8 protein-coding genes are annotated in these 14,666 nt (G+C 61.8%); 5 read left to right on the top strand and 3 right to left on the bottom strand.

Translation table 11 applies throughout. The features are described 5' to 3' along the window. Window positions 1-36: 36 nt before the first annotated feature. Window positions 37-273 carry a hypothetical protein gene (locus WNZ14_RS07655; RefSeq protein ID WP_342867980.1) on the top strand — a complete coding sequence of 79 codons (237 nt, stop codon included), beginning with the start codon at window positions 37-39 and terminating at the stop codon, window positions 271-273. A 123-nt stretch (window positions 274-396) separates the two neighbouring features. Here the strand turns inward: WNZ14_RS07655 and WNZ14_RS07650 are convergent, their stop codons facing one another. The 3 genes from WNZ14_RS07650 to WNZ14_RS07640 all read right to left on the bottom strand — a co-directional run bounded on the left by WNZ14_RS07650 (window position 397) and on the right by WNZ14_RS07640 (window position 9,214). After that, window positions 397-1,596 (bottom strand): multidrug effflux MFS transporter, encoded by a 1,200-nt coding sequence (locus WNZ14_RS07650; RefSeq protein ID WP_342867979.1) that lies wholly within the window; start codon window positions 1,594-1,596, stop codon window positions 397-399. Between the two features lie 1,241 nt (window positions 1,597-2,837). Then, window positions 2,838-6,296, bottom strand: coding sequence for a DNA methyltransferase (locus WNZ14_RS07645; RefSeq protein WP_342867978.1), 3,459 nt, complete (start codon window positions 6,294-6,296; stop codon window positions 2,838-2,840). A gap of 386 nt (window positions 6,297-6,682) precedes the next feature. Continuing rightward, window positions 6,683-9,214 (bottom strand): methyl-accepting chemotaxis protein, encoded by a 2,532-nt coding sequence (locus tag WNZ14_RS07640; protein WP_342867977.1) that lies wholly within the window; start codon window positions 9,212-9,214, stop codon window positions 6,683-6,685. Window positions 9,215-9,598: 384 nt separating this feature from the next. Here WNZ14_RS07640 and WNZ14_RS07635 point away from each other — a divergent pair, with 384 nt between their 5' ends. The 4 genes from WNZ14_RS07635 to WNZ14_RS07620 all read left to right on the top strand — a co-directional run bounded on the left by WNZ14_RS07635 (window position 9,599) and on the right by WNZ14_RS07620 (window position 14,584). Then, the gene (locus WNZ14_RS07635; protein ID WP_342867976.1) at window positions 9,599-11,032 is read left to right on the top strand and encodes a glutamine synthetase family protein; all 1,434 of its coding nucleotides are present in this window, start codon (window positions 9,599-9,601) and stop codon (window positions 11,030-11,032) included. Window positions 11,033-11,044: 12 nt separating this feature from the next. Next, window positions 11,045-12,331 carry an FAD-binding oxidoreductase gene (locus WNZ14_RS07630; protein WP_342867975.1) on the top strand — a complete coding sequence of 429 codons (1,287 nt, stop codon included), beginning with the start codon at window positions 11,045-11,047 and terminating at the stop codon, window positions 12,329-12,331. A gap of 142 nt (window positions 12,332-12,473) precedes the next feature. Continuing rightward, on the top strand, window positions 12,474-12,938 hold the full coding sequence (locus tag WNZ14_RS07625; protein WP_342867974.1) for a DUF393 domain-containing protein: 465 nt from the start codon (window positions 12,474-12,476) through the stop codon (window positions 12,936-12,938). Then, window positions 12,935-14,584, top strand: coding sequence for a DUF4166 domain-containing protein (locus WNZ14_RS07620; RefSeq protein WP_342867973.1), 1,650 nt, complete (start codon window positions 12,935-12,937; stop codon window positions 14,582-14,584). Before WNZ14_RS07625 ends, WNZ14_RS07620 begins: the two co-directional genes overlap by 4 nt. Window positions 14,585-14,666 lie beyond the last annotated feature (82 nt).

The following is a 14,666-nucleotide window of genomic DNA, read 5'->3' as shown; positions in this document are numbered from 1 at the left end:
GACCCGATCACAAACCCCGCTAGAGGAGAAATGCAAATGGCACCCCAGACCCGCGTCAAGGAAAGAGCAGAAGAGCAGTCTTCGGCTATGGATGCAGACCAGCAGGCAGCAATCCGCATGCTCGCAAACGATCTGCACCGTCTCAACCACTCCGTCATGAAAGCCGTGGACGCCGGCGTCTCGGTGGAGCTGGTCCGTTCCGCCCGCCACCATGGCGGCGAGGGCAACTGGGGTGATCTGCTGATCCCGGTGATCGTGACACAAGGCAAGTGATTCCGGGCCGGTGAAGTTGGATCCGTTCGCTTGGGCCCGCTGATCCGGGCTGAGGATCCCGGACATGCCTCCAGGCAGATTGACCCCGCTGCGACTTGCCTCGCAGCGGGGTTTTTCGTTTGGCTAGACCGGCATCAGGCCGCGGCGAGTGCGGGCTGAGTCGGTGATGCGCATTGCCGCAAACGACAGCACCGCGGCAAGCGCGATTGCCGCGACCATCGGCAGCGGCGTGCCATCAAAATACGGCCCCGCGAGCATGGCCAGAATGCCGCCGGTCAGCATTTGCAGCATGCCGCCCAATGAGGAGGCGAGGCCGGCGATGTCGCCGTGATCATCGAGCGCCATGACCATGGCGGTAGGGATGACCAGACCGAGGCAGGCGTTGGCGCCGATCAGCATGGCGACCAGCAGGGCGAACTGGTCGAAGCCGGCCCAGACAAGTGCGAGCAGCGCCAGGGTAAAGCCGAGGAAGCCCGACACCGCCCAGGTGACCACGCGGGTGGAGCCGAACTTCTCGCCAAGCCCCGCTGCCAGTTGCGAGGCCGAGAAAAAGCCTGCGGCATTGGCGGCAAAGGCAAGGCTGAAGCCGGTGGGCGAGAGCCCGTAATAGCCGGTGTAGACAAAGGAGGCGCCGGCGAGGAAGACGAAGAAGCTCGCCATGCCGAAGCCGCCGACAAAGGTCAGCCCCATGAACACCGGATCGCGCAGCAGCGTTGCCGTGCCGCTCAAAAGTGCGGAGACACGAACCGGAACCCGGTTTTGTGGCGCCAGCGTTTCAGGCTGCAGCAGGAGCGTGACCAGAATGGAGAGCCCGGCCGCGACCGCGAGCAGGACGAAGATCCCGCGCCAGCCGGAGACGGCGATGACGCCGGAGCCTGCCAGGGGAGCCAGCATCGGCGAGACCGAGATGATCAGCATGACCAGCGCCATCAGCCGTGTGGCCTGGGGTCCGGTGTGCATGTCGCGGATGATGGCGCGCGGAATGACCATGGCAGCCGCCCCGCCGAGCGCCTGAACGATGCGGGCTGCGACCAGCCAGTTCATGTCGGGCGCCAGGGCACAGCCGATGGAGCCTGCCAGAAACAGCGCAAGGCCTGCCATCAGCGGCGGCTTGCGGCCGACCATATCGGCCACCGGGCCGTAGACCATCTGGGCCAGACCATAGGCGATGAAATAGGCGGTGATGGTCAGCTGCGCGCCGGCCATGGTGCCATTGAGACTTTCGGCAATGCGCGGAAGTGCCGGCAGATACATGTCGATGGCGAGCGGGCCGGTGGCGCACAACAGGCCCAGCACAATCGCCGAGCGGAAAAACGGAGACATTGGGTATACCTCATGAATGACAAGAGACGAGCGCCGGCAGGGTGCCGTGGAGTGCGTCGTCACGCTGAATAATGGATCTCGCTGACAGAAACTGACAGCAGCAGCAATGGTGCCCGGCCTGCCGGACGCGGAGCGTGCCGGCGGGTCGGATCATTCGCTTGACTGCCGGGCTTCATGGCCGAATCTGGCTGTCAAAAAATCTGTCGGAGCTTTGGCGGAAATCTGAAACGGACGTCAGACCGGATGCGGCAGACAAGCCTGCATCAGGTCCGGACCGGGACCTCCGCCATGGCTACCTGATCAATGGAAAACTGTTCACAACACGCGCTCCCGATATGGGCCCGAGAAAATGGGTATGGGAGAAATCCTCTACGCCTGTTTTTCCACCCTGCAAAGCAAGCATAAGGGTTTGCCAAGGCGTTTTGGGGCGCAGGTGTTGCCAAGCTGCCGCAATCGGGCAAAGGACATGCGGAAGATTTCCCGCGCGGGAATGCCGCCGGGGTGTGACAGGAAACCGGGGTCCGGAGGGCCGCGCGCGGGCGTCGCCTCTGAATGGTTTGGGTGTTTGGGTGGCGCAACCCGCGCACGGACCCGAAACTCGCCGGATGATGTCCGCATCCGACAGGCAGTCACCGCCTCGAGCGCAACCCTGGACAAGGGCCGCGCCAGAGACATGTCTTGCGTGGTTTCCGGCACGAAGCACCGCCCCCGCAAGGGGAACGACCTCCGCCACAGGCCCGTTTCAGCGCTCTCTGCCCGCATCGCCCAAGGGCCAAGGGACTGAACGCATCACCGGTGGCCGACTGAACCCGATCCTCGCTCACGAAGATCAGGAACGCCGACGGAGCCACGCTGGCTTCCGCCTCCCCTCGCGCTTCACCGCACGTCACGGCAAACCCCGAGAGGCCTTCCTCCCGCCTGGTCCGATACGTTCGCGATCCATCCGGCAGCGGGAGTGCGGGGAGTATGGCATGGGGGTGGAGGGTGTGGAAAAAGTTTGGGGGATTTTGTGGATGTGCACGGCACGGCGTTTTGCGGGGAGCCCAATCTCCCCCCTTGCGGGGGAGATGTCGGCATCGCCGACAGAGGGGGGTGTGGTTTGATTCAGCCGGATGGACCGGCATGTGCAGGACCTTACCCCCCTCTGTCACCTACGGTGACATCTCCCCCGCAAGGGGGGGAGATTTGGAGCACGCCAAACCCGCATGTCAAACTCAATATTTTACTTTTAAATCAAAACCCTAAGCCGCGCGCCTTGCCGCGTATTTGCCGTCAGCCAGTGCTGTGACGCGGCCGTAGCGGGCGAGGGTAACCAGCACCTGGGCGATGCGCGGTTCGATGCGCTTGCCGCCGCCCTTGAAGGCGCGGGACAGTGTGGCGGCGTCGAGGGGCGTGGCGCTTGCTGAAAGCAGCGCTTCGACGGCAAGCGGCTGCTCGTAGCGGTCTTTCGGGAAGGCGGGCTTGCCGGTGTCGATTTCCACCACAGTGTCGCCGAGATCGAGGGTGCCGGTTTTGGCTGATGTTCCCTTGGCAAAGCGCGGGATCTGGTAGTCGGGGCGGAGCCAGCGGATCTGGCCCAGCGCCTCCTCTTTGGCCCGTTCGGCGTTGAGCGCCATCAGGTTTTCGAGGATCTGCTCCTCGGTGAGATCAACGGGCCAGCCATAGGCCTCGGCCGTCAGCCGGTCGATCGTCTCGTGCAGTTCGTTGAGGATCAGCACCAGGCCGCGATGCTTGACGTCCTCGTCCTTCTCGGTCAGCGCCGCGCCGGATTTCAATTTTTCGAGCACATTGTAGAGCCCGGTGAGCGTCAGGTCGGGATGATCCGCCAGCACTCGCTTGCGGGTGGCGTCGAGCTCCTCACCGGCGTCCCGCAGCTTTTGCCGCAGGTCCGCGGAGGGATCGGGAAATGGGAAGGGGTCGAAGCAGGATGATTTGACATAAACAGGTCGATCTTCCAACAAACCACCTGCCGCGGAGGCCCAAAGTGTATGAACGTGTGATGATATGATTGACAAATATTCGCCTAAACCCGCTGCTATTGCAATGAGCTTATTATCAGGCAACATACCAATATCTAAGAACTGAAAGACACGATGCTTGCTCGTTTCTACTGTCACAATGTAGCGCGACAAGCCATCAAGAGCGGGTCTTAGATCCTTCCTTGGTTCGCCAAATACCCACCAATTTTCCTTGTAGCTTTCGCGATTGTTCCACTCGCGGCCAAGCTTGCGGCCATCCTTGTCAGTACGCGGTTGACCATGTTCATCGAGATCGTAGCGAACACGCGTGGTCAGATGCTGATAGACCTCCGGAAAATCCCGCCGCACCTGCTCCTTTGACAATCCGAAAAGGTCAATGACCATCACGTCGCGGGATCGGGCAGTCAGGTCGCGGCCATTGCGGTAAAGCCTGATGTGGTTTTCGAGGCCGGGGCGCTTGCCAAGCCCGAGATGCGCCGCCTCGGTTGGCGTGACAATGAAGCCACTTCCCATGAGCTGGACGCCACGAGAACCAAGTCCCTTGTTCGCCAACAGACCGTTCGCCTTTGACAGATCAACTCCAACAGTCAAATCCGAATTGATCTTTCCGAGCCTATTGGCAAACACGATCCTCGGCTCGTCAGTATCAAGCCCGGTTTCGCTAACGACGTCGCGCAACAGCCCGTCGCTGCGACCGGCCTCTCCGACTGTCATGGCGATGCGTACGGCGGCGCTGTCGCGGGTGGCCTTGGTCCAGGGGTGGTCGGCGACGGCGTAGATGATGCTGACCGGCTTCTTGGCGTCGAGATGCTTTTCCATCACCCGGCGCTGGAACTTCTGACTGATGGAATTGGTGGTGACCAGGCCGAAGCGCCTGAGCGGCGTCTTCTTGCGGGACAGGAATTCTGCGGCGCGGTCCCACCAGTACATGACGAAATCGGCGCTTTCATTCATATGCTTGTGCTCTGCCCACAGGGTCTCGACATAGGATGAGCCCATGCGCGAGCGCAGATCCTTGCCGCCAATGAAAGGCGGATTGCCAACGATGAACTCAGCCTCCGGCCAGTCGGGCCGCCGTGCATTGGGAAAAGTCTCGATGCGATTGCCGTCCCGCTCCACAACTGTGGGAAGCGGGTAACCATCCCAGGTCAGCACCGCGTCATAGCCCTCGCGGTGGCCGAAATTGATGTTTTGGAAGGCGCGCAGGATGGGTTCGGCCGGGTGGCCGTCGCGGACCTTGTACCATTGCTGCAGATAGCCGATCCAGACCACCAGTTCGGCAATGGCTGCGGCGCGGGGATTGAGCTCAAGTCCGAGGAACTGGTGCGGATCGACGGTCTCGCCCTCAAGGCCGAGGCTTTCAGAGACGCCGAGCCGGGCCAGCACTTCCAGCACCTCGCCTTCGAGCTTTTTCATCAGCTCAAGGCTGACATACAGAAAATTGCCGGTGCCGCAGGCCGGATCGAGCACCCGCGTGGTGCAAAGCTGATGGTGGAAGCCGCGCACCAGCTTGATGGCTTGCGCCTCGTTGCCGGTCTCCTTGGCGTCCTCGGCCTTGGTCAGCGCCTTGTCCCAATCGGAGCGCAAAGGCTCCATGACGGTGACTTCGACCAGCCGCTGGACATAAGAGCGCGGCGTATAATGCGCGCCGAGCTTGCGCCGTTCGCCGGGCTCCAGCGCCTGCTCCAGCAGCGTGCCGAAGATCGCCGGATCGACCTCGGTCCATTTGGCCTTGGCGGCCTGATGCAATTCGCCGATTTCCTCGCGGCCCAATGGGAAGGCGCGGGCATTCTTGAACAGATTGCCGTTGAAATGCCTGAGATAATCCTTGAAGGCGGAAAAGAAGCGCTTGTCACGCTTGGGCTCATCCATCTTGGCCCACAACTCCTCGACCAGCGGGGTGAAGGCTGCGGGGGAGTCAATGCAATCGCTGAGCAGTTCGGTGAACGAGGCCTCGGGCAGCAGCTTCACATCCTCGGCGAACATGGTGAAGATGCAGCGCATGAGGAAATGCGCCACTTCCTCGGGCGGGTGCTTGAGCTCAAGTGCCTTGGAGACAGCGGCAAGACGCGTGGCGATTTCGCGTGTCACCCGGGCTGATTCCCGCGCCGGATCGAGGCTGAGCGGATCGGTCCAGATCTGTGTGAGCAGAGTGCGGATCTCGGGCTTGCGCAGGTCTTCGAGATAGATCCTGAACCCCTTCCGGTCCGGAAACTGGCCATAGGCGCGGCCGGTGCCGGTGAAGTCGGCAAAGATCTCGAAGGCGTGTCCGACATCGCAGGTGATGACGAATGGCGGTGCGGGATGATCGGCATCGAGCAGGAAGACATAGTTCTCCGCCTGCCTGCGGGCGTTCTGCATCATCACATCCCAGCCGCGCTTTACGTTGCGCTTGCCGAGATCGTGGGCGTCATCCTCGAAAAAGGATTTCTGGCCAGGGATCGCGTTCCTGCCGCCAGGCAGCCGCGACTGCTTGGCTTCCAGAATGAAGCAGCCCTTCTTGTAAAGGTCGATGCGCCGTGAGGATACGATGTCATCGCTTGGCCGCCGCCGCACCGCGCGTTCGAACACATAATCATTGAGCGCGCGTTCGGCACCGGCGGGCTCGGGCCTGTCCACGCCCAGCACATCGCACAGTTCCGAGAGGAACATCTGGTAATTGGCCCGTTCCGCGCCGCCCTCGCGGGCGGTCCAACGGGCGATAAAGCTTTCGATTTCCAAAATGTCTCCCCGGCACGTCGCATGCGCCTGTCAAAGTGCACATTATGCAACTTGGCCGGGATCGCAAAGGGCGAAGATCAACGCCATTGCCGGCGGGGCGCTGACGCGGGTCCGGGAGGTTTACGGATGGGCGGGATATCGCGGCCTCTAATCTCCACCCTTGCGGGGGAGATGCCCGACAGGGCAGAGGGGGGTGAAGCCGCAGACACCGAGTTCGGATCGATACCCCCCTCTGTCACCTGCGGTGACATCTCCCCCGCAAGGGGGGAGATTGGGGGCATTCGGACGCGCGGCATTCCCTCTTGGTTCAACTGGGTCACTCGCGCCACGGACGTGGCGCTGCTGGACCCCGGGTCGAGCCCGGGGTCTCGGAGAGGACTGGTGCCTTACGCCGCGCGGCTGTGCGTGGCGTGGTGGCCGGCTTCCAGGTCGAGGCGGAACTTGGCGACCAGGGCTGTGAGCTCGGCTGCTTCCTGGGCCAGCGTGTGGCTCGAGGCGTTGGTCTCCTCGACCATGGCCGCGTTCTGCTGGGTCATCTGGTCCATCTGGTTGACGGCGGTGTTGACCTCGGCGAGGCCGGCAGACTGTTCCTGGCTTGCGGTCGCCATGGCGCCGACGTGGCCGGAGATTTCCTCGATGCGGGCGATGATGCGGGTGATGGCTTCACCTGTTTCGCCAACGAGGCTGACGCCGGAGCGGACCTCGGTGCCCGACGCTGCGATCAGTTCCTTGATCTCCTTGGCGGCGGTGGCCGAGCGGCCGGCCAGTTCGCGGACTTCCTGGGCAACCACGGCAAAGCCGCGACCGGCCTCGCCTGCACGCGCTGCCTCGACGCCGGCATTGAGCGCCAGAAGGTTGGTCTGGAAGGCGATCTCGTCAATCACGCCGATGATCTGGTTGATCTTGCTTGACGCATCCTCGATGCGGCTCATGGCATCGACAGCGCGGGCAACGACTTCGCCGGACGCGCGGGCGTCGGATGCGGTTTCGCCGGCCAGCTTGTCGGTGTCGGATGCCCTGACGGAGGCGGTGCGGACGGTGGCCGAGATTTCATCAACGGCTGCGGCAGTCTGTTCGAGCGAGGCTGCCTGCTGCTCGGTGCGGCGGGCCAGATCGTCGGCGGCGGATTTCATCTGGTCGCTGTTGGAGCTGATCGAGCCGGCATTGTCGCGGATCTGGCTCAAGGTATCGCGCATGGTCTGAACGGATTCGTTGAAATCGATGCGCAGGCTGTCGAGTTCGCCGGTGAAGGGCGTGTCGATGGTGGAGACAAGGTTGCCCTCAGACAGATCACGCAGAGCGGCACCCAGCGACTGGACGGCAAAGCGAACCTGGGCGTCGGCCTCGGCCTTCTCGGTGTCGGACTGCGCGCGGGCCTGGGTTGCCATTTCGCGCTGCTTTTCGCCCTCGCTCTCGATGCGGATCTTGTCGATGGCATTGGTCTTGAAGACATCAAGCGCGCGGGCCATTTCGCCGATCTCGTCGGCGCGGGCGCTGTCGGTGACATCGACATCGAGATCGCCCGAGGCCACATCGCCCATGGCGCGGACCAGACGACGGATCGGACCCTTGAGTGCCGAGACCAGCATGAAGGCTGCGATGAGACCGAAGAGGCCACCAACGAGGGCTGCAGTCAGGGTGATTCCTGATGCGCGATCCTTGACCGCTTCAGAGCCGCGCTGCTGGCTGTTGGTGAAATCGACGACACCGCTCCAGGCCTGGTCGATGCGCTCGGAGGCATCCATGAACATGTCGGTTTCGGCCTGTTTCTTTGCGATCAGATCGGCCATCAGCGCCGGAATGCTGACAGATTTGGCGCTCCAGCCGCCGCCGATCGCCTCCATCACCGTTTCGCCACCATCGGAGAAGGCGATCAGCTGGATGCTCTGGTCGACATTGCTGAGCCTGGCAGCAACAGCCTCGCCACGGGTTTCATTGGGCATGCCAAGGAAGTGGACGATGGACAGTTCCAGCGCCGCAAGATGGGAGAGGAAATCGCGGCTGTCATTGATGATCTGCTGGCCCTGCAAGATCTCGGCGTCGAGCTCACTGAACTTCGCGGTGGCCTCGCGAGCGGCCTGCGAGGCAAGGCCGCGCAGCATCCGGCTGGAGGGGCGCAACGCATTGGCATATCCCTGCAGCTCGGCCATGCCGGCTTCATCGATGCTGCCTGCCTTGATGGTGGCGAGCAGACCGTCGGTGCTCTCACTGACCCGCTGGCTGAGCTCGGCATTGTCTTGCGGAATGACCTTGGGCAGGCCACGGCCCAGTTTCTGGATATCCCGGCGCGATTTCTTGGCGACGTCAAACGCCTCTTCGGGTGTTTCTGCAGCGACAATGGCGCTTGAAATGGCGACAATGGCCTCAGCGCCGTCACCAAGCTCGCCAGCAGCGCGAAGCATCGACTTGGTGTCGCTTTCAGCCGCGGCCAGTTCGTCGCCAACCGTTGCGACGACGCCTTCGAGACGGTTGCGGACGTCGGCAATCTCGCCAAGCGTATCATCAAAGGCGGCATGAATGAGTGTTACCTCGCCGTGCAGGTTCCACAGCGCGTCGACATCGCCGCGCAGGCCCTCGGCCAGGGCACGGGAATTGGTGATCGCTTCGGATTCGCCTTGGGTCTCGGCCAGTTCGAGAACCTTTTCCATGCGGCTCAACTGGGAATCGAGGCTGCTCATCACCGCGACACGCTTTTCCTCGCTCTGGTCATGGAGAAAATTGGTCATGCCGGCATAGGCTTCCTTGAAGCCGCTCAGGCTCTCGATGCTGGCGCTGGTGCCGGTCAAGCGCTGGCCCAGCAGGTTTCCGGTGTACAGATTGATGGCAGCCAACCCGGCCATTGCGGCGACGAGCGGAACAATAAAGACAACAACCTTGGTCTGGATTGAGAACCGGGCGAGCAACCTGTCGATGGTCATGGGCAGTTCCTACTGAAATTGCTGAAACAACATTGGGAGCGCGAGCCCCGTAAAAGCAGGGCCGCATCATGCGCAAGCGCCGCACTTGAAAAATGGCGGTCGTCTCTCCCCTTCAGCACATGCTGGCAGAACAGGGTTAAAGCAACCTGAACGCACATCTTCGAAATCGAATATCTTCGAGTGCAAGTTTGACGCCTTCATCTTCACCGGCGGCAATTTCCATTCTGAGCCGATGGGGTGCGATGACACCAGACAGGCACGACTGCGTTGTGTCCGCATGCTTGCTCGGGGCTTGCTCATGGCGGGCTCGTGGCCGGCTCGTGGCTGGCGCGACGCGAAAAAACCTCTATGATCTCGGCATCATTGACAAAACCAAGGTGATTTATGGCATCCCGCAAGTCCGGCAAACCGGCTTCAGCTAAACCGGCGCAGCCAGCTGCCCCGAAGTTTCTCGACACCAAACGCGGCGTCGCCAACTGGACCCAGGCCACCGAATGGCTCAGAGTCCGCGGCATCGAGGACATCGAGTGCATCACACCGGATTTCGCAGGAGTGGCGCGCGGCAAGATGATGCCATCGTCGAAATTCACCTCCAACACCTCGCTGTCGCTGCCTTCAGCGGTTTTCCGGCACACAATCTCGGGTGAATATCCGGAGGAAACCGGAGACTTCCGCTATGATCCGCTCGATGGCGACCTAAAGCTGGTGCCGGATCTGTCGACGCTGTCGGTGGTGCCGTGGGAAACCGATCCGACGGCGCAGGTGATCTGCGACATGGTCACAACCAAGGGCGATCCGGTCAGCTACACCCCGCGCAATGTGCTCAAGCAGGTGGTCGAGCTCTACACCGCGCGGGGCTGGAAGCCGGTGGTGGCACCGGAAATCGAATTCTATCTGGTGGCGCAGTCGGATGATCCGGATTATCCGCTGAAACCGCCACGGGGCCGTTCGGGCCGGACGATTACCGGCGGGCAATCCTACTCCATCGCCGGCGTCAACGAATTCGACGAGCTTGTCGACGATATCTACGATTTCTCCGACAAGCAGGGTCTGGAGATCGACACGCTGATCCATGAGGAAGGCCCGGCGCAGCTGGAAATCAACCTGCGCCACGGCGACCCGATCGAGCTTGCCGACCAGGTGTTCCTGTTCAAGCGGACAATCCGCGAGGCGGCGATCAAGCACGGCATGTACGCCACATTCATGGCCAAGCCGATGCAGCAATATGCCGGCTCCGCCATGCACATCCACCAGTCGGTGGTCGACGCCAAGACCGGCAAGAACGTGTTCTCAAAGCCGGATGGCGAACCGAGCGAAGCATTTTTCAGCTTCATCGGCGGGATGCAGCACTATGTGCCCAAGGCACTGGTGATGATGGCGCCATACGTCAATTCCTACCGGCGGCTGACGCCCGACATGGCCTGTCCTGTCAACAATGCCTGGGGCTATGACAACCGGACGACCGCATTTCGGGTACCGCATTCAGAACCGGTGGCGCGGCGCGTTGAAAACCGCCTGCCCTCGTCTGACGCCAATTCCTATCTGGCACTGGCGGCGTCGCTTGCCTGCGGCTATCTCGGAATGGTCAATGCGCTGGTTCCAAGCGACCCGGCCTACAAGACCGTCAACGAAGGCTCGGTCGACCTGCCGCGCGGGCTGCTCGAAGCCGTGTCGCTGCTCGAGAGCGAGCCCGCCTTTGCGGAAGTGTTCGGACAGGAGTTCATCAACACCTATGCCGGAGTGAAGCGCGGCGAGTTCGAGACGTTCATGCAGGTGATCAGCCCCTGGGAACGAGAATTCCTGCTGCTTAACGTTTGAAATGAGACCTGAATGACCTACCAAAGCCCCATCGCACCGGGCGTCTCCTTCTATGAGGCGACGCTCAGTGACCGTCCTGCCTACCCTGCCCTTCCCGGGCCGACGACCGCTGACGTGGTGATCGTCGGCGGCGGCTTTACCGGCCTGCAGGCGGCCTATCATCTGGCAGCTGCCGGCAAGGACGTTGTGCTGATCGAGGGCGCGCGCTTCGGCGACGGCGCTTCGGGCCGCAATGGCGGTCAGCTCGGCACCGGCCAGCGCGCCTGGGTGGAGGAAAGCGAGGCGGATTTTGGCCGCGACAACGCCAAGGCGCAGTTTGCCGTGGCCGAGCGGGCGAAGGCGCATCTGCTCACCTTTTCGGCAACGCACGACATCGACGCCGATTTCCGTCCGGGCCAGATCTCGGCGGCGCACAAGCCGGGCTATGTCAACGACTACCGCGACCACGTGAAGATCATGACCGAGGAGTACGGCTATAAGGGCCTGCGCTTTCTCGACCGCGAGCAACTTGCCTCTGCCCTTGGCTCGACGCGCTATCACGGCGGCACCCACGACGCGGGGACGGGCCACATCAATCCGCTCAAATATATCGTCGGACTGGCCCGCGCCGGATCAAAGGCCGGGGCGCGGCTGCATGAAAACACACGGGCACGGGCGATTTCGAGTTCGGGCGGCAAGGTGACGGTCAAGACCGACGCGGGCGACATTGTGGCCGGCAAGGCGCTGATTGCCTGCAACGCCTTCATCGACGGGCTCGAGCCGGTGACATCCGCGCATGTGATGCCGATCCGCTCGTTCATCGGCGCGACCGTGCCGCTCGGTCACAACAGCCCGGTGATCCCGGGCGGAGAATCGGTCGACGATTCGCGCTTCGTGGTGCGCTATTTCCGCAAGAGCGCCGACGGACGGCTGCTGTTTGGCGGGCGCGAGGCCTATACCTCGGACAATCCCAACGACATATCGAGCCACATCCGCCGTCAGATCACCGAGATCTATCCGGATCTCGATGATATCGAGATCACCCATTCCTGGGGCGGTTCGGTGGGCATCACGCTGTCGCGGCGTCCTTTCGTGCGCGAAGTCATGCCCAATGTGACCTCGATCGGCGGCTTTTCCGGCCACGGCGTGATGCTGTCGAATTATTGCGGCAAGCTCTATGCCGATTTCATCAACGGCGGATCCGAGGATCTGGAAGTTATGCGCGGCCTCAAGGTCGGCCCCTTCCCCGGCGGCGACCGCTTCCGCAAGCCGCTGTTGTTCCTGGCGCTGACGTGGTTTTCGTTGAGGGACAAGTTCTGAGGGGTGGGCGGCTGAAGCCCAACGGCAGATGTTTGCAGATGCCATGCACTTCTTACATGAGCAGTGCGCAGTGGCGACATGCCACACAGTAATTGCAACAAGAGATGACTACCGTCGAGCGACAAACGGTTGAGAGGCTGTCATGCAAAGCTTCGTTTCAAAGGAACCATATTCCTACCGGGCGGACCCCACCGTTCCAGATTTTGATGATCGCGGGCCTGTGACGGTCATGGACGGCGAGTGCGCGCTCTGCTCAATTGGCGCCCGGCTGATCGCTCGATTCGACAAGGTCGGAGAGTTTCGAATCTGCCGATCCCAGACAATGCTCGGAGCGAGCCTTCTTCGTCACTACGGACTATCTGCCGAAGATCCGGACAGCTGGCTCTATATTGTTGATGGGCAGGCCTATTCATCGCTCGAAGCGTTCATTCGCGCAGGCCGTCGCGTGGGCGGAGTGGGCCTGTTGCTGCAACCCTTGCGACTTCTTCCGCGATACGCACAGGATTGGCTCTATCGGCGGATCGCCCGCAACCGGTATCGCCTGTTTGGTCGCGCCGACATGTGCGCCATCCCCGATCCGGCGCTGCAGGCAAGAATTCTGGAATGAAGGCAATCGTGCTCGGCGGCTACGGCGTCTTCGGTTCCCGACTGGCGGAACTTCTCGTGCGCGATGGCCATGACGTGGTGGTGGCCGGGCGCAGTCTGAGCAAAGCACGCGCACTCTCAATGAGGCTGGGTTGCACACCCATGGCTCTGGATGCCCGTGCCGAACCGGACGCCATGTTCGCGTCATTGCCTGATATCGTGGTCGATGCCGCTGGACCATTCCAGAGCTACGGGCGCGATCCCTATGCCATACCGCGCCTTTGTATCGAGCATGGTGCGGACTATCTGGATCTTTCCGATGATGCGGCATTTACAACCGGCCTGGCAGTGCTTGATGATCAAGCCCGCGCGGCCAAGCGCAGGCTGCTGTCGGGAGGGTCGAGCGTACCCGGACTGTCATCTTCCATTGCGGCGGATCTCTGCGAGGGCCTGGATGAAATCCTCCTCATCGATACAGCTATCCTGCCTGGCAACCGGGCGCCTCGCGGGGCGTCCGTAATATCAAGCATCGTTGGTCAACTGGGAACAAAGTCAGCTGTTTGGCGCGGCGGCGTCTGGCGCGACCAGCAGTGCTGGAGCGACTCCCGCCGCGTGCGTCTTGCTCCGGATCTTGAGCGGTCCGGGCAATTCATCGAGGTACCGGATATAGTGCTGTTTCCCGCTTTCTTCGGCGCAAGATCGGTGATGTTCAGAGCAGGCATGGAGCTCGGTATCATGAACATCGGCATGCGTGCCGTCGCGCTGCTGAGACAGCGGTGGATGTTCGATATCACGCCGAGACGGGCCGCGCTGTTCCAACAATTCGCAAATCTTTTTCTCCCCTTTGGAACGGACCGCGGCGGTATGCGGGTTGCTGTTGTCGGTCGCAGGGGCACCGAAGTGATGCGGCGCGAATGGAGGCTCGTCGCAGAAGCGGGAGACGGGCCTTACATTCCCGCAGTGGCCGCTCGCGCCATTATTCGGCGCATTGAGCAGGTCAGGCCAGGTGCGCGCCCTTGTCTGGCGGAAGCGCCGCGGGCAGAAATGGAGCAAGCCATGGCCGATCTCGCTGTTTCAACGGTCAAGCATGAGGTTCCGTCTCCATCGTTGTTTGAAGCCGTGCTTGCCGACCGATGGGCAGATCTGCCGCCAGAAGTTCAATCGCTGCACAGCGTTCAGGACATCGAGAGCTTTTCGGGAAAAGCCCGGGTAACACGCGGCGGCTCCCTGATTGCCCGGCTCGCAGCCTGGTTCTTCGGCTTCCCGGCCGCCGCCGATGAGACACCTGTCACGGTGGTCAAAACACGCACGAGGCAAGGCGAAACCTGGGAGCGGAGCTTTGGCGGACGCGTTTTTCGTTCCCATTGCACACCGTCTGCCACTCGATACCGCATTCGGGAACGCTTTTGGCCGTTCACCTTCGAGATGGACCTGCCTTTGGACGATCGCAGTTTACGCTTCCCGGTTCGCCGGGGGTGGTGCCTCGGCATTCCTTTGCCGCGCTTCCTTTTGCCAAAAAGTGAAAGCCGGGAGTACGCCCTGAACGGAGTATTTCATTTTGATGTAGCGCTGAAGGCACCATTTGGCGCAGGCCTGATAGTGCGCTATCGCGGGCATCTGCAACCTGATCGTCACAATCCGGCGGCATTGCCGCGAGCCATTGCATGAGGCCCATGCGTCAAAACTGCGGCAGCAAAACCACACCCGTCGTCCCTCCCACCCCTAGCTTTATCTAATCGATTAGATTAAG

The organism is Hoeflea sp. AS60, from assembly GCF_038900115.1.
Lineage (GTDB): Bacteria > Pseudomonadota > Alphaproteobacteria > Rhizobiales > Rhizobiaceae > Hoeflea.
This window is presented reverse-complemented; position numbering and strand designations above follow the sequence as displayed.

Coding starts and splice junctions, on each gene's coding strand:
- WNZ14_RS07655 (WP_342867980.1), top strand. CDS start 37: ATGGCACCCCAGACCCGCGTCAAGGAAAGAGCAGAAGAGCAGTCTTCG.
- WNZ14_RS07650 (WP_342867979.1), bottom strand. CDS start 1,596: ATGTCTCCGTTTTTCCGCTCGGCGATTGTGCTGGGCCTGTTGTGCGCC.
- WNZ14_RS07625 (WP_342867974.1), top strand. CDS start 12,474: ATGCAAAGCTTCGTTTCAAAGGAACCATATTCCTACCGGGCGGACCCC.
- WNZ14_RS07630 (WP_342867975.1), top strand. CDS start 11,045: ATGACCTACCAAAGCCCCATCGCACCGGGCGTCTCCTTCTATGAGGCG.
- WNZ14_RS07635 (WP_342867976.1), top strand. CDS start 9,599: ATGGCATCCCGCAAGTCCGGCAAACCGGCTTCAGCTAAACCGGCGCAG.
- WNZ14_RS07620 (WP_342867973.1), top strand. CDS start 12,935: ATGAAGGCAATCGTGCTCGGCGGCTACGGCGTCTTCGGTTCCCGACTG.
- WNZ14_RS07640 (WP_342867977.1), bottom strand. CDS start 9,214: ATGACCATCGACAGGTTGCTCGCCCGGTTCTCAATCCAGACCAAGGTT.